The 20,233-nt window shown below is 64.7% G+C and carries 17 protein-coding genes, 1 pseudogene and 1 CRISPR repeat array; of the genes and pseudogenes, 7 read left to right on the plus strand and 11 right to left on the minus strand.

What is annotated here, in order from left to right:
* Positions 1-50 precede the first annotated feature (50 nt).
* The 4 genes from qcrC (at position 51) to AS181_RS18900 (ending at position 5,379) form a co-directional block, all read left to right on the plus strand.
* Positions 51-947, plus strand: coding sequence for a cytochrome bc1 complex diheme cytochrome c subunit (qcrC, locus tag AS181_RS18885; RefSeq protein ID WP_058253076.1), 897 nt, complete (start codon positions 51-53; stop codon positions 945-947).
* Entirely contained in the window at positions 944-2,101 is a 1,158-nt protein-coding gene (qcrA, locus tag AS181_RS18890) for a cytochrome bc1 complex Rieske iron-sulfur subunit (protein WP_058253077.1), read from the plus strand. Before qcrC ends, qcrA begins: the two co-directional genes overlap by 4 nt.
* On the plus strand, positions 2,098-3,720 hold the full coding sequence (qcrB, locus tag AS181_RS18895; protein ID WP_058253078.1) for a cytochrome bc1 complex cytochrome b subunit: 1,623 nt from the start codon (positions 2,098-2,100) through the stop codon (positions 3,718-3,720). Before qcrA ends, qcrB begins: the two co-directional genes overlap by 4 nt.
* Positions 3,721-3,930: 210 nt before the next feature.
* Positions 3,931-5,379, plus strand: coding sequence for a bifunctional phosphatase PAP2/diacylglycerol kinase family protein (locus AS181_RS18900; protein ID WP_058253079.1), 1,449 nt, complete (start codon positions 3,931-3,933; stop codon positions 5,377-5,379).
* 114 nt (positions 5,380-5,493) lie between these two features.
* Here AS181_RS18900 and AS181_RS18905 read toward each other — a convergent pair whose 3' ends face one another.
* Entirely contained in the window at positions 5,494-5,910 is a 417-nt protein-coding gene (locus AS181_RS18905) for a cytochrome c oxidase subunit 4 (protein WP_058253080.1), read from the minus strand.
* Positions 5,911-5,912: 2 nt separating this feature from the next.
* The gene (gene ctaC / locus AS181_RS18910) at positions 5,913-7,010 is read right to left on the minus strand and encodes an aa3-type cytochrome oxidase subunit II (protein WP_058253081.1); all 1,098 of its coding nucleotides are present in this window, start codon (positions 7,008-7,010) and stop codon (positions 5,913-5,915) included.
* A gap of 403 nt (positions 7,011-7,413) precedes the next feature.
* On the opposite strand from ctaC, the gene asnB reads away from it, so the two are divergent.
* Positions 7,414-9,339, plus strand: a complete 1,926-nt coding sequence (gene asnB / locus AS181_RS18915) for an asparagine synthase (glutamine-hydrolyzing) (protein WP_058253082.1) — start codon at positions 7,414-7,416, stop codon at positions 9,337-9,339.
* A gap of 357 nt (positions 9,340-9,696) precedes the next feature.
* Here the strand turns inward: asnB and AS181_RS25650 are convergent, their stop codons facing one another.
* Together AS181_RS25650 and AS181_RS25655 are read right to left on the minus strand one after the other, a co-directional pair.
* Complete coding sequence (locus AS181_RS25650) at positions 9,697-9,831, minus strand: hypothetical protein (protein ID WP_269434040.1); 135 nt, start codon at positions 9,829-9,831, stop codon at positions 9,697-9,699.
* 131 nt (positions 9,832-9,962) lie between these two features.
* Entirely contained in the window at positions 9,963-10,088 is a 126-nt protein-coding gene (locus tag AS181_RS25655; protein ID WP_269434041.1) for a hypothetical protein, read from the minus strand.
* Between the two features lie 645 nt (positions 10,089-10,733).
* Between AS181_RS25655 and AS181_RS18930 the strand changes: the two genes are divergently transcribed.
* Complete coding sequence (locus AS181_RS18930; RefSeq protein WP_139114219.1) at positions 10,734-11,855, plus strand: DUF6414 family protein; 1,122 nt, start codon at positions 10,734-10,736, stop codon at positions 11,853-11,855.
* Between the two features lie 204 nt (positions 11,856-12,059).
* On the opposite strand, the gene AS181_RS18935 is transcribed toward AS181_RS18930, so the two are convergent.
* The 6 genes and pseudogenes from AS181_RS18935 to AS181_RS18955 form a co-directional block, all read right to left on the minus strand.
* Complete coding sequence (locus tag AS181_RS18935) at positions 12,060-12,758, minus strand: hypothetical protein (protein WP_139114220.1); 699 nt, start codon at positions 12,756-12,758, stop codon at positions 12,060-12,062.
* 58 nt (positions 12,759-12,816) lie between these two features.
* Positions 12,817-13,438 (minus strand): annotated as a pseudogene (locus AS181_RS25770) (Fic/DOC family protein).
* Positions 13,439-13,963: 525 nt separating this feature from the next.
* Positions 13,964-14,635 (minus strand): hypothetical protein, encoded by a 672-nt coding sequence (locus AS181_RS18945; RefSeq protein WP_058253088.1) that lies wholly within the window; start codon positions 14,633-14,635, stop codon positions 13,964-13,966.
* A gap of 28 nt (positions 14,636-14,663) precedes the next feature.
* The gene (locus AS181_RS18950; RefSeq protein ID WP_139114221.1) at positions 14,664-15,398 is read right to left on the minus strand and encodes a hypothetical protein; all 735 of its coding nucleotides are present in this window, start codon (positions 15,396-15,398) and stop codon (positions 14,664-14,666) included.
* A gap of 85 nt (positions 15,399-15,483) precedes the next feature.
* A complete protein-coding gene (locus tag AS181_RS25660) occupies positions 15,484-15,615 on the minus strand; it encodes a hypothetical protein (RefSeq protein WP_269434042.1) in 132 nt (43 codons plus the stop codon).
* 28 nt (positions 15,616-15,643) lie between these two features.
* Positions 15,644-17,233, minus strand: a complete 1,590-nt coding sequence (locus AS181_RS18955; protein ID WP_058253090.1) for a PIN domain-containing protein — start codon at positions 17,231-17,233, stop codon at positions 15,644-15,646.
* Positions 17,234-17,966: 733 nt separating this feature from the next.
* Between AS181_RS18955 and AS181_RS18960 the strand changes: the two genes are divergently transcribed.
* Positions 17,967-18,572 (plus strand): helicase associated domain-containing protein, encoded by a 606-nt coding sequence (locus AS181_RS18960; protein WP_331456759.1) that lies wholly within the window; start codon positions 17,967-17,969, stop codon positions 18,570-18,572.
* Between the two features lie 33 nt (positions 18,573-18,605).
* Positions 18,606-19,158: direct repeats of the CRISPR family, unit length 37 nt; unit sequence GTTTCTATTCGCGTGATCGCGAGACTGCCTTCCTGAC.
* Positions 19,159-19,526: 368 nt separating this feature from the next.
* Here AS181_RS18960 and cas6 read toward each other — a convergent pair.
* On the minus strand, positions 19,527-20,231 hold the full coding sequence (gene cas6 / locus AS181_RS24680) for a CRISPR system precrRNA processing endoribonuclease RAMP protein Cas6 (protein ID WP_139114222.1): 705 nt from the start codon (positions 20,229-20,231) through the stop codon (positions 19,527-19,529).
* Positions 20,232-20,233 lie beyond the last annotated feature (2 nt).

Raw genomic sequence — 20,233 nt, forward strand, 5'->3', positions numbered from 1 at the left:
AGCGCAGCTCGATCTAACAACAGTCCGTCCCGCTTAGTAGAGAGTCACAGATGAGTTCATCTCCACCGCGTCCGTCGGATAGCGGCACCGAGGTCGGACCCGATGCCTCGGCCCGACGCTCCTCTGCACGCGACGCCGGCCGCCGCGCCAAGGCCCGACGCAAGCTCCGTCGGCGCGCAGGCGGCACCATCGTGCTGCTGGCCGGCCTCGTCATGGCGGGTGTGCTCGCCTCGGTGCTGACCCCCGAGCCGCAGGTCGCGGTCGCCGACGAGAGCAACGCCGCGATGATCGACGACGGTCGCAAGCTCTACGAGACCTCGTGCATCACCTGCCACGGCGCGAACCTCCAGGGCGTGCCCGAGCGCGGTCCCGCACTTCTCGGTGTCGGCGACGCCGCCGTGTACTTCCAGGTGTCGACCGGACGTATGCCGGCGGCGCGTGGTGAGGCGCAGGCCCAGCGCAAGCCGGCCAAGTTCACCACCGAGCAGATCGACCAGCTCGGCGCCTACATCCAGGCCGAGGGTGGCGGACCGCAGGTGCCGCGCAATGCCGACGGCACCGTCGCGATGGAGTCACTGCGCGGCGACAGCATCGGACGCGGCAGTGAGCTGTTCCGATTGAACTGCGCGTCGTGCCACAACTTCACCGGTCGCGGTGGCGCACTGTCCTCGGGCAAGTTCGCGCCGAACCTCGACGGGGTGAACGAGGCGCAGATCTACACCGCGATGCTGACCGGTCCGCAGAACATGCCCAAGTTCTCGAACCGTCAGCTCGATCCGGAAGAGAAGCGGGACGTGATCGCCTACGTCAAGTACGTGAGCGAGGCCAAGCCCAGTGGTGGTCTGGGCCTCGGTGGTTTCGGCCCGGTCAGTGAAGGCATGGTCATGTGGTTCGTCGGCGTCATCGCCATCGTCGCCGGCGCCATGTGGATGGGATCTCGAGCATGAGCGCGAACGACAAAGACGTCCCGTCGCGGGACGAACTCGAACAGATGAGCACCGATGAGCTCGTCAAACTCGGCACCAATCTCGACGGCGTCGAGATCATCCACCGGTCCGAGCGTTACTCGGTGCCGGGCACCAAGGTCGAGAAGCGCGCCGAGCGTCAGGTGGCCATCTGGTTCACCGTGGCCGGCGTGTCCGCCCTCGCGTGCCTCGGGATCTTCCTGTTCAACCACTGGGAATTCGCCCTCCCGGACGATCCGAACTACTGGTGGTACACGTTCAACACGCCGCTCCTCGGCGTGACGTTCGGCCTGTCGGTGTTCGCCATCGGCGTCGCGCTGATCCTCATCACCAAGAAGTTCATCCCGGCCGAGATCTCGGTTCAGGATCGTCACGACGGTGGATCGACCGAGGTCGACAAGAAGACGATCGTCGGTCTGCTCCAGGACACCGGCGCCACGTCCACCCTGGGTCGTCGCAAGATGATCATCGGCTCCGCCGGTTTCGGTCTCGGCGCCTTCGCGGTCACCGGACTCGTGGCCTTCCTCGGGGGCTTCATCAAGAACCCGTGGGCCGAGGGCCCCGACTCGCCGCTGTGGCATTCGGGATGGTCGCCGATCTACAACCCGCCGGAAGCGCCCAACGAGACCATCTACCTGCGGCGTGACACCGGCAACCCGTTCCAGGTCGCCCTGGTCCGGCCGGAAGATCTCGACGCCGGCGGTATGGAAACCGTGTTCCCGTGGCGTCGTTCGGACGGGTTCGGCGAGTCCGAGCACTCCCGCCATCTGCTGGAGGAGGGCCTGCACCAGGTCCGCAACCCCGTCATGCTCATCCGTCTGCGTCCCGAGGATGCGGCCCGTGCGGTCAAGCGCAAGGGTCAGGAGAGCTTCAACTACGGTGACTACTTCGCCTACACCAAGGTCTGCAGCCACCTCGGCTGCCCCGCCTCGCTCTACGAGCAGCGGAGCAACCGCATCCTGTGTCCCTGCCATCAGTCGCAGTTCGATGCGCTCGAGTACGCCAAGCCCATCTTCGGACCGGCCGCACGTGCGCTGGCACAGCTGCCGATCACGGTGAACAACGAGGGCTACCTCGTTGCCGCAGGCGACTTCATCGAGCCCGTCGGTCCGGCATTCTGGGAGCGTAAGTCATGAGCATCGCCGAACGCCTCGGCACTCAAGCCGAAGAAGTGGACTCGCGGTATCACCTCGCCGCGGGCATGCGTCGCCAGATCAACAAGGTCTTCCCCACCCACTGGTCCTTCATGCTGGGCGAGATCGCGCTGTACAGCTTCATCATCCTGCTGGTGTCGGGCGTCTACCTGTCGCTGTTCTTCGATCCGTCGATGACGCGCGTGGTGTACGACGGCGCCTACCAGCCGCTGAACGGCGTGATGATGACCAAGGCGTACGAGACGACGCTGAACATCTCGTTCGAGGTGCGTGGCGGTCTCTTCGTCCGTCAGATCCACCACTGGGCGGCACTGCTGTTCGCCGCGTCGATCATCATCCACATGATGCGCATCTTCTTCACCGGTGCGTTCCGACGTCCGCGTGAGGCCAACTGGATCATCGGTTGTCTCCTGCTGATCCTGGCGATGTTCGAGGGCTTCTTCGGTTACTCGCTCCCCGACGACCTCCTGTCGGGCACCGGCGTCCGCGCCGCCATGAGTGGCATCGTCCTCGGTATCCCGGTCGTCGGCACCTGGATCCACTGGGCTCTGTTCGGCGGCGACTTCCCCGGCGTCATCATCATCCCGCGCCTGTACGTGCTGCACATCCTGCTCTTCCCGGGCATCATCCTGGCTCTGATCGGCGCACACCTCGCGCTGGTCTGGTACCAGAAGCACACGCAGTTCCCCGGCCCCGGCCGCACCGAGAAGAACGTCGTCGGCGTCCGCATCATGCCGGTCTTCGCTGCCAAGGCCGGCGCGATGTTCGCCTTCGTCACCGGCGTGCTGGCGATCATGTCGGGCGTCTTCCAGATCAACCCGGTCTGGAACATCGGTCCGTACAACCCGGCACAGGTGTCGGCCGGATCTCAGCCAGACATCTACATGATGTGGACGGACGGTCTGATACGTCTGTTCCCGGCGTGGGAGCTCTACCTGGGCAACTACACGGTGCCGATGTCGAACTGGGTCGTGCTGATCATGACCATCATCTTCGGCCTGATGTTCGCTTACCCGTGGATCGAGAAGAAGCTCACCGGCGACGATGCGCATCACAACCTGCTGCAGCGTCCCCGCGACACCCCGGTGCGGACGGCGATCGGCTCGATGGCGGTCTCGTTCTACATCCTGCTGACGATCGCATGTATGAACGACATCATCGCGTTCAAGTTCCACATCTCGCTGAACGCGACCACCTGGATCGGGCGTATCGGTCTGATCGTCCTGCCGCCGCTGGTCTACTTCATCGCCTACCGCTGGGCGCTCTCGTTGCAGCGCAGTGACCGCGAGGTCCTGGCACACGGCATCGAGACCGGCATCATCAAGCGGCTGCCGCAGGGTGAGTACATCGAGGTCCACCAGCCGCTCGGCCCGGTCGACAGCCATGGTCACCCGATCCCGCTCCCCTACGAGGGTGCGGCACTGCCCAAGCGGATGAACAAGCTCGGCTCCGCCGGTGCCCCGGGTACCGGTTCGATCCTCACGGCGGATCCGCCGGAGGAGCAGCTGCGCAACGTCGAACTCGAGCACGAGATCGAGGCCGGCGAGCGTAAGGCCCTTCGCGAGCTGCAGGCCAAGGGCGGCAACCCCTTCGGCGAGTAGTCACACGAGGTCGCACGACCCACCGCGGGCCGTCGAGCACCATCTGGTGCGCGACGGCCCGCGGTTCGTTGTGCATAGTGGCTCACGTCGACGACCGACACCACTCCCCTCCCCCGGGGGTGGCTGCCGGCCCGGGTCCGATGTGGCACGGTGTACCCCATGCACCGGTCACCTCCCCGAAGTTCCGGTCTGTCCCAGATCACCCGCGGGATGGGCACTCTCGATGCCGAGATCTACGATTCGATCGCCCGGTCCCCGAGCCCGCTCCTCGACGTGACGATGCCGATACTCACCCGGGCCGCCGACCATTCGAAGCTGTGGATGGCGATCGCTGCCGGGCTCGCCGTGTCCGGCCGTCCCTCGCTGCAGCGCGGTGCCGCACGCGGACTGGTCTCGCTCGCCGTGACGAGTCTGGTCACCAACCAGGGGGCGAAGCGGATCCGCAACCGCTCGCGGCCCTCCCACGGACTGATCCCGTTGTCCCGGCGGGGTCGTCGACGCCCGACGTCGAACTCTCTGCCGTCCGGACACTCGGCCAGTGCTGCCGCCTTCGCCGTCGGTGTGGCCGTCGAGAATCCGTCCGCGGGTCTGTTGTTGTCGGCACTGGCCGGGCTCGTCGGGCTGTCCCGGGTGGCGACCGGGGCACACTACCCCGGCGACGTGGTCGCGGGGCTCGGCATCGGCGCCGTCATCGCCACCATCGGTGCCCGTGTCGTGCCGCCCATCACCGAACCGTCGCTGTCCCTGGCCGCCCCGTCCGTCGTCGACCTGGGACCCAACCCCGACGGGACCGGGCTGGTCGTCGTCGTGAACCCGGGCTCCGCGGACGGACGGGGTCGCCGCGTGGTGGAGGCGATCCGCACCGGGCTGCCGGCCGCCGAGATCATCGAGCTCGACGACACCGACGACATGGCAACCGTTTTCGCCGACGTGGCGGCCCGCGCGGAGATCCTGGGGGTGGCCGGCGGCGACGGCACTGTGGCATGTGCCGCCGCTCCTGCGCTCGCCGCCGACATCCCCGTCGCGGTCTTCCCGGCCGGCACGTTCAACCACTTCGCGCGCGACATCGGTTGCGGCACGGTGGACACCACGATCGACGCAATCCGTTCGGGTTCGGCGTCCCGTGTCGACGCGATGTGGCTCAACGACTCCCGCCTGATCCTCAACACCGCGAGCATCGGCGCGCACCCCGACTTCGTCCGGGTCCGCCGGCGCCTCCAGCGGCGGATCAGCCGGCCGCTCGCGACCGCGGCGGCCGTATTGCACGTCCTCCGCAAAGACCCGCACGTCCGAATCGAGGTGGAGGGCCGTGTGCTAGACGCGTCCCTGTTCCTCGTCGGCAACTCGATCTACCAGCCCACCGGATTCCTGCCGTCGCGACGCATCCGGCTCGACGACGGCCTTCTCGACGTACGGATCCTCGAGACGAGCCATCGCTGGGCGACCCTGCGGCTCCTGGGTTCACTGGCGCTCGGTCGTCTCGAACGCTCCCACCTGTACCACGAGATGCAGGTCCCCGAGTTCCGCTTCACCGCCGTCGACGGCCCCGTCGCGGTGTCACACGACGGCGAGGTCGAGGAGTCGTTCTCGCAGGCCGACTTCCGCGTGGACTACCGCGTCCTGAAGGTCTTCCGGCCGGTCGGCCGGGAGCGTCCCTGACCGCTCACCGAGGGTCGCTCGGCGAAGACACGAGAGCGCCCCACCGGAGATCCGGTGGGGCGCTCTCGTGGTGCGTGCGCGGCGCCGTGCGGCGTCGGCGTCAGTGCCTGTCGCTCAGTGCTTCTCGGGACCGACGTGGTACTCGAAGACCAGGCCCGCAGCGGTGCCCATGATGACCACGGCCGCGAAGATCGCCAGCCAGAAGTTACCGGTGGCGAAGCCGACCGCGAAGGTCGAGGCGCCGAGCGCGATCAGGATGGGCCACCAGGAGTGCGGGCTGAAGAAGCCCAGCTCGCCGGCGCCGTCCTCGACCTCGGCGTCTTCGTAGTCCTCGGGGCGGATCTCGACGCGTCGGGCGACGAACCGGAAGAACGTGCCCGCGATGAGCGTCAGGCCGGCCGCGAAGAACAGGCCGACGACGCCGACCCACTCGATGCCCTTGCTGGTGAACGCGGTGAAGAGGGTGTATGCGACGCCCGTCAGAAAGAAGAAGGCGGTCAGCATCTCGAAGAGGCGTGCCTCGATCTTCATCGTCAGCTCACTTCCTTGGTGCAGTTGGCGAGGGTCGGGTTGTCGGGATCACCGGTGGCACCGACGGAGCCGTCGGTCGCGCGGCGGGTGTCGAACGGCACCGTGGTCACCGCTTCGGGTGCCTGGCAGATCGACGCGAGCGCTTCCGCATTGGTGGCGCTGGGGTTCGCCTCGCGGAACCGGATGTAGCTGTCGAAGTCCTCCGGCGAGACGGCGCGGACCTCGAAGTTCATCATCGAGTGGTACGTACCGCACATCTCGGCACAGCGGCCGACGAAGGCGCCGGTCCGGTCGATCGACTTGATCTGGAAAATCGGGTCGGTCGCGTTCTGCTCGGGGAACGGGAAGACGTCGCGCTTGTAGAGGAATTCCGGCACCCAGAACGAGTGGATGACGTCGGCCGAGGCGATGTTGAACTCGATGCGCTTGCCGGTCGGCAGCACCAGGACCGGGATCTCCGACGACGAGCCGACCGTCTCGATGCGGTCGAACTTCAGGTAGTCGCGGACGTCGTCGTCACGGCCACCGGCCGGACCGGGGAGCTCACCGTGCTCGCCGCCCTCGTCGCTGCCGGCGTGCTCGGTCTCGGCGCCGCTACCGGTCTGCGCTTGGATCTCGAACGGGTTGCCGTTCTGCTCGAAGCCGTTGTAGGTGGTGCCGTCGGAGAACTCGACCTGGTTGTAGCCGAACTTCCAGTTCCACTGGAACGCGGTGACGTCGACGACGACCTTGGAGTCGTTGTTCTTGCCCTCGACGTTGTTCTGCACGATGACCGTGAAGTAGAAGAGCACGGCGATGATGACGAACGGGATCGCCGTGTAGGTGAGCTCCAGCGGCACATTGTATGCCGTCTGGCGCGGGAACACGCCCTTCTTGGCGTCGTTCGCGCGGTGGAACGTGATCGTCCAGAAGATCAGCGCCCAGACCAGGACACCCATGACCAGCGCCGCGATGACCGACCAGGTCCACAGATCGACCATCTCTTTGCCGTCGGGCGTGACGCCCTCGGGCCAACCGAAACGCATCGCCTCACTGGCGCTGCAACCCGACATCAGCAGTGCGCCGAGGCCGAGAGCGGCGACGAATCCGAGTCGCTTCATCGTCCGCGACGCTGATGAGACACGCCTCGCTCGGGGCCGTCCACCGTGTGCCAATTTCACGCCTTCCTGCTCGCTCACCGGCGCCCTCGCGCCGAGGTGAGTGCATGCCACATGACCTGCACGGGGCAAGGTCTTGCCGTGGACACACAGCAATTCTTGCACCTAGTACTACGCAGCGTAGACCAACCCGCGGAAGCTGTCGGAATCGGGGCGCGATCGGCGTCGTGTCCCCCTCCCTCGGTCCCGCACCGGCGCCCACGGGTCGCGCGCGACAGTCGCGTTCGCTCGCACGGCCCACCGCGCCACATAGAAACTCCGCCCGCCGCTTCAGGCATACTCGGACGCGATCCGGCCCGGCGTCGGAATCGTGCGTGGACTGGCAACTGAACGGAGAGAACGAGACGTGTGTGGTCTGCTCGGCCTGCTGACATCCGACGGAACGGCCGCCGATGTCGTCGAACCGGTGGCGGTGGCCTCGCACTGCATGCGGCATCGCGGACCCGACGAGCCCGGTACATGGCACGACGACGACATCGTGTTCGGGTTCAATCGCCTCTCGATCATCGACATCGAGCATTCGCATCAGCCGCTGCGCTGGGGCCCGCCCGAGAATCCCGACCGTTACGCGCTGGTGTTCAACGGCGAGATCTACAACTACCTCGAGATCCGCGCCGAGCTGGCGAAGGACGAGGGGGTGCTGTTCCGGACCGAGGGTGACAGCGAAGCGATCGTCGCAGCGTTCCACCACTGGGGCCCCGACGCGGTCAAACGGCTTCGCGGCATGTTCGCCTTCGCGATCTGGGACACCGAGAACCGCTCGCTCTTCCTCGCCCGCGACCCGTTCGGCATCAAGCCGCTGTTCGTGGCGTCGGGCCCGGGCGGGCTGATCTTCGGCAGCGAGAAGAAGAGCCTGCTCGAGCTGATCGAACGCGTCGGGCTGTCGACCGAGCTCGATCCCCGCGCGATCGAGCACTACACCGTGCTGCAGTACGTCCCGGAGCCCGAGACGATCCACGCGTCGATCCGGCGGCTCGAGTCGGGCTGCCACGCGACCGCCACGCCGGGCAGTCCCCTGTCGATCCGGCGATACTTCACCCCGCAGTTCGGTGTTCGCCCGGTCACCGAGGCCACCCGGCAGAAGCGCTACGACGAGATCGCCGACGTCCTCGCCGATTCGGTCGCCAAGCACATGCGCGCCGACGTCACGGTCGGGTCGTTCCTGTCCGGCGGCATCGACTCGACGGCCATCGCGGCGCTCGCGATCCGGCACAACCCCGACCTCATCACCTTCACCACCGGCTTCGAGCGCGAGGGCTACTCGGAGGTCGACGTCGCCGCCGAGTCCGCGGAGGCGATCGGCGCTCGGCATGTCGTGAAGGTCGTCGGGCCGTCGGAGTTCATCGAGTCGATCCCGTCGATCGTCTGGTACCTCGACGATCCGGTCGCCGACCCGGCACTCGTCCCGCTGTACTTCGTGGCCGCCGAGGCGCGCAAGCACGTCAAGGTGGTCCTGTCCGGCGAGGGCGCCGACGAGTTGTTCGGCGGCTACACGATCTACAAGGAACCGCTGTCCCTCGCCGCGTTCGACCGGCTGCCCCGTGCGCTGCGTCGTGCGGCGGGCAAGGTGTCCGAGCGGATTCCGGAGGGGACCCGCGGCAAGAGCCTGCTGCACCGCGGGTCGCTCACGCTCGAGGAGCGCTACTACGGCAACGCCCGCAGCTTCGACGACGCGCGGCTCCGCGCGGTGCTGCGCGACTACCGTCCCGAATGGACCCACACCGACGTCACCGCACCGATCTACGCGATGAGCCAGGGCTGGGACCCGGTGGCCCGCATGCAACATCTGGACCTCTTCACCTGGCTGCGCGGCGACATCCTGGTCAAGGCCGACAAGATCACCATGGCCAACTCCCTCGAGCTGCGGGTGCCGTTCCTCGACCCGGAGGTCTTCGCGATCGCCGAAGGTCTCCCCCACGACGAGAAGATCGCGCACGGCACAACGAAATACGCGTTGCGCAAGGCGCTGGAGCAGATCGTCCCGGCGCACGTCCTGCATCGCAAGAAGCTCGGCTTCCCGGTCCCCATCCGCCACTGGCTGGCCGGCACCGAGATGTACGACTGGGCGCACGACACGATCACGCATTCGCAGACCGATCACATCTTCGCCAAAGACGCGGTTGTCGCGATGCTGAATGAGCACCGAGAAGGCGTGGTGGACAACAGCCGTCGTCTCTGGACGGTCCTGATGTTCATGGTCTGGCACGGCATCTTCGTCGAGGGCACGATCGTCCCAGAGATCATCGACCATACCTACCCCGTGCGGGTCTAGTCCGTAATCACCTCGCGGACAGCACAACCGTCCCGGGGAAGCACCCTCCACAGGTCCTCCCCGTCACGGCGCGGGTACCTAGCGCCAGCCACGACGCAGCACGTCAGGGCGTCGTGCGCCCGTTTGAGGTATTCAACCTCGTCCATCTCTAGGGCCGACATCAGCGCTGTGTCGCAGTTCTCCGACGCCGCACCGATCTCCCCGGCCAACCGCCGATGATCCGCCAAGGGCCTCATACAGGCCCAGCCAAGCCATGTCCTGGCCGCCTACGTCGACCTCGGCGCTCTCGGTAGGCTCGAGGTCGACGGCCTGCCAGAAGTCCACCGCGTCGTCGGTGGTCCCGGAGTCGGTCGGCACCTAGTGCAGGGCGATGCCGGACCAGGTGCGCGCTACCCATTCGATGGTGTCGCTGGTCCACTCGGCCTGACCACCGAGCGCGTTCATCACTTGCGCGCACGTCAGCTGTGCGGGGCGGGCCGGGATCTGATCCACGATCTGACCGTCACCGTCGGCGGGCGTCGGGGTCGGTGAGCACCGCCAGGCTGCTTCGCGCCTCGGTGGGGGCACCGGGGAACGCCACAGCCTCGCGCTGGTAGGCGACGACCTCGCCGCCCTCGCACCTCCTAGTCGATGTTGTGGCCGGTGGCGACCTCCTGGGCGCTGTCGGCGTCGTCGGTGCTGGCCTGCTCAGTGTCGGCGTTGAAACACGCGACCTCGACGCCGTGATGCTGTCCCCAGCACCCGCCCACTTCCAGGACCCGGTCAGGGCGGCTGGTGTATTACGGGAGTAGGTTTCGCCCTCGTCCAGGGCATCGGCGTGATCACTTCATAGTGGGTGCACGTCGGTGACTCCGTCGACCTCGGGCGCCCCAGTGGCGTCCCACATTCGCGCGTACCGCCCGAACCCGTCATGTGACCGCGACGCCCGCAAACTCGCCTTGCGCGCCCCAAACACACCTCGACCGCCGTACCGGGAGCGGGTGTCCTGCTCTTGGCCGACCCGATCGAGCAGCTCACGCACATGGGTCCGCTACCCCGGTTCAACGCTCAGGCGCTCCAGCAGCTCGACCGGCGGGAGGATCAGCGCGAACGAATCAAACAGCGCATCCGCGCGAGCTGGCCAGCGCCGTCGCGATCTCATCCTCGGCCCACTCGAGGCGAACACATCCGCCAACGAATCTCGGACCTCTGCGAACAACTCGGCAACATCCATCGTTACACCACCCCTTCGGGAATCACCCTTCAGACCGTGTCTCTCGTCCGGAACTACCCACACACTGGCGACACCCGCCGACTGCAAATCAGAACCGCCACAACGTAATACACCGGTCCGACCTCATACCTGGGTCTGGCCGGTATAGCGTCTCGCAGGCCCTACTTGGCAGACTGGAGCGATGACGCATCCCGAGACCACTCCAGGCTCTCAGCCCACCGGTGATAACAACCCCACAGCGAAGCCGGCGCCAGTCGTTGTGTACCAGAATCCGGACTTCGTTTCGGGACTGCTCCAGGCCATCCTTGGCGCCGGCCTACTCGAGTCGGCCGAGACCGAGGACCAGCAGAACTACTCGCGGTCGCAGAACCAAGAGGACACTGCCGGGGCTAAGGCCGCCGGAAAGGTCGGGTTCCTCGGTTTCGGCAGCGCCGATGCCAGCGCCGACCTGCAGCGTGTTCGTGAAGCGATCCAGGCCGACCAGACAAACCGCGCTCAGCGCCTTAAGTACGTCTTCTCACAGGCCTACTACCTCAACTACCTGCGCCATCTCCTCGCCGAACGCAACATTATTCGGTCGGTCACCGATCTGGAGTCCGCGCACAACCTTGCACCCGGCGACATCATCGAGTTTTCGAGTACCTTTCGTGCCAATGAGATCAACGCCGTCCTCGATATCGCCACCCCGGAGTTGGTATCGACGGTCACCAAGTTCGCCATGCTGCGTGCAAACGATCGAGCCTTGCGCAACATCGATGATGTGGACGCCATCACCACCACTCGCAGGGTCGCAGAGTTGAAGGCGGCAGACTCGGCGGAGCTGGCCGCCGCGGTGGCTACCGGACTGCGCCAAGACTTCCGGTCTGAACACACCCGTGAGTTTTACGGACTGATCGTGACCGGCACCGATCCCGACGTCCCTGAAGAGGACGACACCGACGTTGAGGACGACGCGTTGACGGCGGTTACCGTCTGCGAGACTGCGCATTTCGCCACCGCAGACCCCGATCGGCTACTCGACGGCCACTTCACTGTCCTGGGCAAGGTTGTGTCCCCGCTCCAACAAGACGTCGGGGTTCTCGAACGCAACAAGCTCCTCGATCGAATCCATCCAAATTTTCTGGCCACTGTCTTCGACAACCTCGCCAACCTGGCCCTCATCCCCGCCGACTCCGACGACTCCGAGCAGGCACCCACACCGAACCTCACCGAAGGCTACGAAGGCAGCGCAATCGACTTAGAGTTCTCCGCGTATGTGCCGGGACGCTCATTCGCCGTGCTACCTATCGCGATATACGCCTAACAAACGTCGAGGTGACCTCCAGCCTGAGGATCTGCTCGAGTTCGTACTGGAGCAACCCCACCGCCAACCGCGCACACCGCACTGCAGCGGCATCAACCTCATTGATAGTCATCAGCGCCATCATCGCTCGCCCTCGACAGTCATGGGCACCGACTGTCTCGTGCTACTGAGCTTCAGTCTACTTGCTCGAAAAGGTGCACCCTGTCACCACTCCGGACCCTTTCGTGAACCTCGCATCCTGCGCCAGGTGGCGTAGAACTCCCGCCAGTCACGACACCGTCGAGGCGTGCGGGTACCGAGGTCCGGGATTGGGGAGCAGTAGTCACGCTGGTGCAGGCCGATCGGGCTCGGCCGCGCCTCGCGGTAGCGGACGTAGTTGAACGCCCTCCGTCCTGGTGCGTGATGGCGGACGAATAGAATTGGGGCGCCGTCGAACTCATCGCCTTCAGGCTCGATGTGTTCGATCCATTCCCACGGGATGTGTCCACAGGCAAGAGCTTTTCCGGCCGGACGGTTGGAAGGTTTCAATGACCGCCGTCCTGCGGTGTCGGTGAAGGTCTCCACAGCCTTCTCGCTGACTTCGATCCCACCGTGCACGACCTCGACCAGCTCGTAACCGTGATAGGCCCATCCGCGCCAGGTCAGGTCATTGCTGCCGTCATAGCCACGGCGGTAGCGGTCGACGTTCATCACGATCACCTTGCTGTTGAGGCCCTCGCGGCGCATCGGTCCGACGACCTTTCCCGCCTCCACCTGCAGCTCCCGGGCACGCTCGCGTTGCTGCCGGAACGACAGGCGTCGCCCGAGTCGGAAGATCGCGATCGTCGTCGCTAGCGACGCTACTGCCACGGCCAGCGACGCCACAGCAACCCACGACACAGGACTGGCCAGATCAACGCTCACCAGAGCGGCTCCTCTCATCGACTATTGGGGACGAGACCAACCCAACCATTGCCGAAATTCACATCGTGGATGCTTCGTCGATATGTGTTAGTTCACACGATAATTCGTAGGACGAATGACCATCGATGACGCGTCGAACATCGACGAGAGCCCGTTGACGTCAGAGCCCGCGCGGAGCTATGGCAGGCCTGGTACCGCTCCGCGGAATAGTCAATTCCCAGTTCAGCCCGCGCGATCGTTCTGCGAGTAGCTGATCGAGAAGCTCTCGGGTGCTACGTCCGTTTCTTTCGCGGAACGGATGAGTGTAGTTGGATAGGCATACAGGTAGGCAGCCTGTTGCGGGAGGACTGATTGGCAACCTTGCGCAGGCAACCGGTCTCGGCTACGCACATCGCCACGTGTTCCATCGCTTGGCTGATGTTGCCGGGCGGACAGAGGGATTCACCGTCCCTTTTCGATACCGACGGTTCGCATCTCGACTGCCCAGTCGTACACGTCTTGGAAGGGCTGGGCGTGGATTGCGGATAGGTGCGCGAGGTCGTAGCTTCGCGGGGCGGCAAGCTCCGGCTTCTCACGTAGCTCAAGCAGCCGGGCCTCACTGAGGTCTGTTTCGGCTGCCGACAGCGCCGCGACCCAGTCGCGCCCACCCTGTTGCGCAGAACATCGTCGCTGTCAGGCATGAAGTAGCCCGCCTATCGATCGGTGCCAGGCACAGCGTATGTCAACCGAGCGGGGTCACCGCCACAGGCGATAGTTTGCGTAAAGCGCGCGAGCACTAATGCCAGGAATGCGTACTCCTGTGGGGCCTCGAGTGGTTCGTTGGGGGACTTTCATCAGCTCCTCCAATCGGTCCTCCGTAAACTGCCATCAACACCACCCGTCATGTCCTGCCTATGCTCGAACCGCTGCAGTTTCGCACCAGCTCATCTAGCTAAGGACAGTGATCGCGGCGTCCCGCCCCACGGCAACATCGGCGCGCCAGTCCAGGTCGTCCTCTGCCAGGAGTGTTCGCCGGCGCGGCGCAGGCGACGGCACCAGCAGCTTTGGCCAGTGCGTACGCACCAGAGGTTGGCCTGGCCCGAACACGGCATGCGCACGCGCAGCCGGCGCAGTGACTATCGCCTGCCGCACGTCGACCTCGAGGTGCCGGACCGGTGCCGTTGGGTCGAGGTCGCCGACCGCGACGAGCAGGGTCGGTGCGCGCGTCACACTTCGGCCGATGCCGCGCGCCATACCGCGGCTATTCCCGGCCACGGCCCCCTCGTCTGACCATGGGCTGGTGCCGAACTCAAGGTGTAGGGCGGGTACCGGTCAAAGGAGTCGTGGCGGCCAAGCCATGCCCGCGAGTTGACGTCGTACTCGCAGTACATGATGGTTCCGACCTCGTCAGAATCTGCCCGCCACGACTCCCCCGGATCGTTCTGGACGATGTCGACAACAACCGTTGAGCCGCCGTCGCCATATACCGTCAACCGACCGGGGATGCTGGGGTCACGCATATCGGCATTATCGGTTTTCACAACGATTCCGGACATGCTTTCGAGGGTGTCCAGGAACCACGCGAAAGCATCTTGGGGGTCGGAAAACCGCTGCTCAGCTGGTTCGGCGTCAGCGGTATCGGATTGACGCACCGTTGCCACTGTCCGGTCCTGATCGAGTTCAGCGACACAGGGCACCGAGACAACAACGTCGCTAGCTTGACCGCTACCCATGACGGTCACTCCGCTGTTGTCGAGATAGTAGCCCTCAACGAACAAATCGCACAATACGAGCAGGGTGAAGCCAACGTAGACCGTGTGGTCACCGTTGTCGGGGTCGTAGTCGACGTCGTCAACCTCGACCTCTCGGACGCCGACGATTTGCGGGCTCGGAGCCAACTCGACGTCGGTGATGTCCTCCAGGCCATCACGGCGCCCGAAGTCGTCTTCCTCTAGAACACCCCCCGACCGAGATGTCAGAAATGATCGACGCCCACTCAGGCAACAGCAGCCCGTCATGGAAATCTTCCCGGGCATCACGGCGCTGCCTGGTGATCTGTGTCGCGAAGTACGTGGCCAACGCCAGCCTAACCGGCCCGTCAGCAGGCTTGGCCCAGGCGACGAGGTCGAACAGTGCTCTCTCTGCGGGACCACAGACGCGCACGCCATCGTTGCCGTCGGCATCAGCTACGCGAATCTCCATCTCGCGCAGCGTTTCCTCGACGTCGGAGTGGTTGTCGGTGAAGAACACCAGACCGTAGGGAGGGTCTTGGCCCGCGTGCGAGACCGCATCTCGCACCCACGACGAATCGACACCGCCGGTCCGGACATTATTCTTCTGGGTACCAGGCCCGGTGCCTAGGACCTGATCTCGCAAACCTGCGATCGCGTTCTTGCCCAGCATCGGAACGATGACGACGTTCGGGATGGAGCTGATCCGGCCCTGGAGGCGCTGCGAGTCGCCGACGGCCCGCCACGTCGCCGTCGCAGTGACGGTCGCGACGGCGGGGATCATGCGCTTGCGGTGAGGCCCGCGCGTATCGGAGACCGTCGAGGGCACCGAGGTGGCTAGGCGTTGCAGATCAGCGTGATCGGTGCGGCTCGACCTCATACGCGGCCCCGGCTGCGCGGTGACGGGGGTCGTGTGGGCGAAGGTGCACATCCAGTGCCACGGTTGCCCGGCCTCGCAGCGCGCCGACGGTAGCTCCAGGTCTTCCGGCACCGCGAGGTGGTCGTAGGTGAGGACCTCACCCGGCGGCGGCGGCGGCTTTGCGGCGGTGCCAGAGCACCGAGGCCAGCAGGCCATCAAGGCTGATACCCCACGGGGCGCCGAAACACACCCCGTCTGGGAGCTCGGCGGTCACTCGCAGCGGCACCATCACTGTCTGGGTCGCTTCGTCAGTCGAGTTACAGATCGCGGAGCCGATTTGCCGCCTCGTGCGCCTGCCGGAGCTGCGAGTCACTTATCGCACTTCGTGCCCGATCCGCCGCCGCCTGAAGTTCCGAGTCAGGAACCACGGTGACCCGAACCAGATCGGCTACAGCTTGCACATCGGCCTCGGTCATCACACCTCGTGCCCGATCCAACGCCGCCTGAAGATCCGAGCCAGGAACCATGTTGCCCCGAACCAGATCGGCTACAGCTTGCACATCGGCCTCGGTCATCACACCTCGTGCCCGATCCAACGCCGCCTGAAGATCCGAGCCAGGAACCATGTTGCCCCGAACCAGATCGGCTACAGCTTGCACATCGGCCTCGGTCATCACACCTCGTGCCCGATCCAACGCCGCCTGAAGATCCGAGCCAGGCGCCATGATCCTCCGAACCCGGCCCATCACGGCCTGCCACGTCGAGGCTGGCGCCGGCAGGGAGTCGACCAGGGTCTGGCTGTCCCAGAGTTGACGCATGGGATCGTCGGGGGAAGACGCGATAGACGACACTGAAATATCGTCGACCTCTCCCGTTGCGCTGAGCGATATCCGACCGACTACGTTCAGCGGCTTCTTTAGGGGGGTGAGGTCGCCACTGTAGTCGATTGCGTTAATTGTGGCCTGGATCGTGATGGCAAATTGGGCTGTCCACGTGCTGGCAGCTCGCCGCGCCACATCGGTCAGACGAAGGGTTTCGGGCTCGACGTGGAGAAACACAAGGGAGGCAGCGTGAGTCGACAGTGGGAGGCCTGTATCGCGCGGAATCAGTTCGATTCCACCGATCTGATGTTCGATCTTGGCAGCCAGCTCATCGCGGTTAATTTTTCCGCGGAGTTCTGATCCCGAATCCGCTGGCGTGGTGGCGAATAGGGAAGCGAGATGCTGTTCAAGTCGCTCGAGGGAGCGGACATAGAAGACACGCTGATCCAAACTTGCCACCGCGAGATCCTCGGCTAGATGCGTGTGCAGGGGGTAGGGACAGGCGTCGTCGTCGGACTCTTTTGTCGATCCGTCGGCGCGGCCGCCGAAGTCCTTGCGGTTGTTGCTGACGAACCACACGTCGCAGTCGGGGTTCTGTGACGCAAAGTCGATGACTCCCAACCAAATCAGGGAGTCACGGAAGCCGTCCTTGCGAGAGGGCGCTTTGGTGTTCTTCTCGTTGTTGGTGCGGTTGTCGACGTAGGGTGCGCGGCGCGCACTCGCCCGCCGGGCGACCTCGAGGACGTCGAGGGTCTGAGAGGATATGACCGTCGCGCCGATGTCACGCAGCCGGTCTCGCAATTCGGTTTCGTAGCCGTCTATCCGCTCATTGATCCTGTTGAGCATCTCGCGTTGAGTCTCCGACAGGCCGAACTCGCCGACCTTAAGCCCGGCGAGACCGTCTCGCTGCTGTTCCCACTGGCGCCGCACGACGCTGACCGTTTCCATTTCCACGACGTCGGGGACTACGACCTTGACATTCCACGCCTCACGATTCGCCAGGATGCTCTGCCACACGTCGCTCGACAGTCGGGGTGAGTCCACGAGGATGTTGGTGTCAACGACGATGACGGTACTGCTACTCAACGGGCCCCATCCCCCTTCGGCTAGACAGATACAGTGCCACGTAGCTCACGGTGCACCGAGCCCAGCAGTCCGTTGAGGCTGATACCCCACGCAGTGCCGAAACACTGCGGCCCCGGTCCTTTTTTCGAGCGCGCTCCGAGACCAGGTCCATCGACCATCTGAGCCGAGCTTATCCCAGTGATCGTTGAGGTGCCTGCGGATTCCTGTGCTGTCGTGAACTCGTGCGGAGAGAACCGCATCAGGTGCAACACCATGTTGGCCACCTGCTAATACTCCTCCTCGGTGTCACAGTCAGGAGATCGTGACCGTCCGCTGACATGCACGCGACGCTACAGCCAGGCGCCACGGCAATAAATTCAAAACCCGCCCAGTGCAGTTCGACTGCCGTCCGGGGACACCACACGGAGAGCGGCGTGGCCGGGACGGGGCAGCGAGGCTGCGCGGGGCGACGGCGGGCGGGTGGAGGTCGTCCAGTCGGCGTGGGGGGTGTGGCGAAGGTCGGCGACGTCATCGATGATTCGGAGGTTCGACCTGCGCCTGGGAGCGGGCGCGCGCGGCGGCGAGCTGGGGTAGCTGGGATCGATGCTGCCATCCAAGGTGCTCACCACATGACACCGGCAGTTCCCTCGCCTGGTGGCACGGTGCCGACAGGCTCTAGTCGGCGTTTAGGTCGTGGAGGTGTCGACGACCGCAGATTCGAGCACGGCATCGCGCTCCTGCACCCCTCGTCGACGTGCACGGCTCCAGCCCACCACCCCAAGGCGCGAAGATCGACGGGTTGCTTATCGGCAGTTGGGTCGGCAGCCGGCGCACCGAGTATCGGCGGAGTCTATTGTCGGCCGAGCGGAGCGCGCGCCTCGAAGCCGAGTTCCCTGACTGGCGGTGGAATGTGCGGGACGCGATGTTCACCACCGGGTTGGCGCATCTGCGTCGCTATGTTGCCGCGAACGGCACCAGCAACGCCCGGGAGGGCGATGTGGTCGACGGATTCGCGATCGGCACCTGGGTCGCCAGCCGCCGCGCCGACTACCGGAGGGGCCGGCTTCCTGCCGAGCGGATCACCATGTTGGAAAACGAATTTCCTGACTGGCAGTGGATGCCTCAGGACGTGGCGTTCGCTGCCGCCTTCGAGACCGGGCTGGCTCACTTGCGTCGCTATGTTGCGGCGCACGGCACCAGCAACGCCCGCCGGCGCGACGTCATCGACGACTTCCCGATCGGCACCTGGGTCCAAAGCCGCCGCACCGACTACCGCAAAGGCCGGCTGCCGGCTGAGCGTGTCCGCCGCCTCGAGACCGAGTTCCTTGACTGGCAGTGGACGGTGCGAAACCGCTCTTGATTTCATGAACGAGATCGCCGCACCGAACGGATTCACTCTATTCGCGTGATCGCGAGACTGCCTTTGTGACATCGTGTTTCATCATGTGCTCGACCGTGTGGTCGTGTTTCTATTCGCGTGATCGCGAGACTGCCTTCCTGACATTGTCACGTACACCACCGATTCGGATCCGCGCGTTTCTATTCGCGTGATCGCGAGACTGCCTTCCTGACGACACTACTGAGCGAAGGATCTGATTCCCACTATGTGTTTCTATTCGCGTGATCGCGAGACTGCCTTCCTAACCCGACACCAAGGTCCAGAGCGACGTCAAGAAGCTCGTGTTTCTATTCGCGTGATCGCGAGACTAACTTCCTGACATATGTACTACTCCGTCACGCCAGAGTGCACAAGAACAGGTTTCTATTCGCGTGATCGCGAGACTGCCTTCCTGACGGCATCTGGACCGCCGGCAAGCGCTCCGGTGTCATGTTTCTATTCGCGTGATCGCGAGACTGCCTTCCTGACGCAGATCGACAGTCGTGGCACCGGTCAGGAACTTTCCGCCGCGTTTCTATTCGCGTGATCGCGAGACTGCCTTCCTGACCCTTTGGTGCTCACATAACCTGTGACCTGGGCAGATAGTGGGGTTCTACACGGACGGCGATGAGGAGCGTTCTGTCGAGTTGAATTTTAGAGTCGGCGGAGAGTATCTGCGCACGTCACAGGTACTGCACGGAGGAGGCCTAGCGTAGCCGACGGTCAGCAGGCTCACCACACGGCCCAGTATGGAGCGGTGGAACTTGGGCTGGATTGACCTCGAACGATCTAACCGAGCGTCGGCCTGCGCGGCGAATCGTCCGATCGAATCGGTGGGGTCGAGTCGCTCCAGATTTCGGCGCCGCAGAATTGAGTTCCACGCCCGCTGCAAGCTCTGGCGCGCGATCACACGTTCGATCAACATCGCAAGCCGTCCTAGCTGCGTTCTAGCGGCTTTTGGGTGATCACGCCGAGGCCTCGGGTGGTGTAGCTACCGACTCCCCCAAATTCGGCGAACTTGATTAGTCGGTCGATGTCAGACGCCAGCGTCTGGCTGTCGCAACGAATGACGAGGCGTCCGACAAACCCGGAGGCGTGCATGGACGCGACGCGCAATGGTTCGCTGTGGCCGTCGACGTCGGACACCCACACGTTCCTGGCCATTTCGCGGGGGTCGATGTGGCCGATCGGATCGTTGGGATGCAGGACGTTCCACCGTTCCCGCAGGGAGCGGACGATCGTCAACGGTTCGGGCCAGGGCGATAGCCTACCGTCACGCCGAAACGTGCCCGGAGTGAGAAAGTTCAGTTCCCACTTTTGGGTTCCGTCTTCTGCGCGAACTGGCCAGGGACGCTCGTGAAACAGCAGCGCTGCTTGGCGGAGACGGGCGATGTGTGGCCCAAAACGAACGCCCCGGCCGGCGACTGCGTTACTCACCAAGAGCTCGGCCGCATCGTCGGTCAGAGTGGACACTTCAACGACTGTGACGCCATCGACACGGCGTATGGGTGTGAGAGCCCACGGTTTTACTTGAGACTTGTGGTCGCCGTCGACCAGGCGCGAAAGTGCGGCGTGTACCCAGTCGAGCTTGATCGTTTCCGAATCGACGTCGGTGACGGGGACTGCCCATTTCCGCAGCATCG

Origin of the sequence: Gordonia sp. SGD-V-85, assembly GCF_001456905.1 — a bacterium.
GTDB classification, from domain to species: domain Bacteria; phylum Actinomycetota; class Actinomycetes; order Mycobacteriales; family Mycobacteriaceae; genus Gordonia; species Gordonia hongkongensis.

Coding starts and splice junctions, on each gene's coding strand:
- qcrC (WP_058253076.1), top strand. CDS start 51: ATGAGTTCATCTCCACCGCGTCCGTCGGATAGCGGCACCGAGGTCGGA.
- qcrA (WP_058253077.1), top strand. CDS start 944: ATGAGCGCGAACGACAAAGACGTCCCGTCGCGGGACGAACTCGAACAG.
- qcrB (WP_058253078.1), top strand. CDS start 2,098: ATGAGCATCGCCGAACGCCTCGGCACTCAAGCCGAAGAAGTGGACTCG.
- AS181_RS18900 (WP_058253079.1), top strand. CDS start 3,931: ATGGGCACTCTCGATGCCGAGATCTACGATTCGATCGCCCGGTCCCCG.
- AS181_RS18905 (WP_058253080.1), bottom strand. CDS start 5,910: ATGAAGATCGAGGCACGCCTCTTCGAGATGCTGACCGCCTTCTTCTTT.
- ctaC (WP_058253081.1), bottom strand. CDS start 7,010: ATGAAGCGACTCGGATTCGTCGCCGCTCTCGGCCTCGGCGCACTGCTG.
- AS181_RS18930 (WP_139114219.1), top strand. CDS start 10,734: ATGACGCATCCCGAGACCACTCCAGGCTCTCAGCCCACCGGTGATAAC.
- AS181_RS18950 (WP_139114221.1), bottom strand. CDS start 15,398: ATGTGCACCTTCGCCCACACGACCCCCGTCACCGCGCAGCCGGGGCCG.
- AS181_RS25660 (WP_269434042.1), bottom strand. CDS start 15,615: ATGGTGCCGCTGCGAGTGACCGCCGAGCTCCCAGACGGGGTGTGTTTC.
- cas6 (WP_139114222.1), bottom strand. CDS start 20,231: ATGCTGCGGAAATGGGCAGTCCCCGTCACCGACGTCGATTCGGAAACG.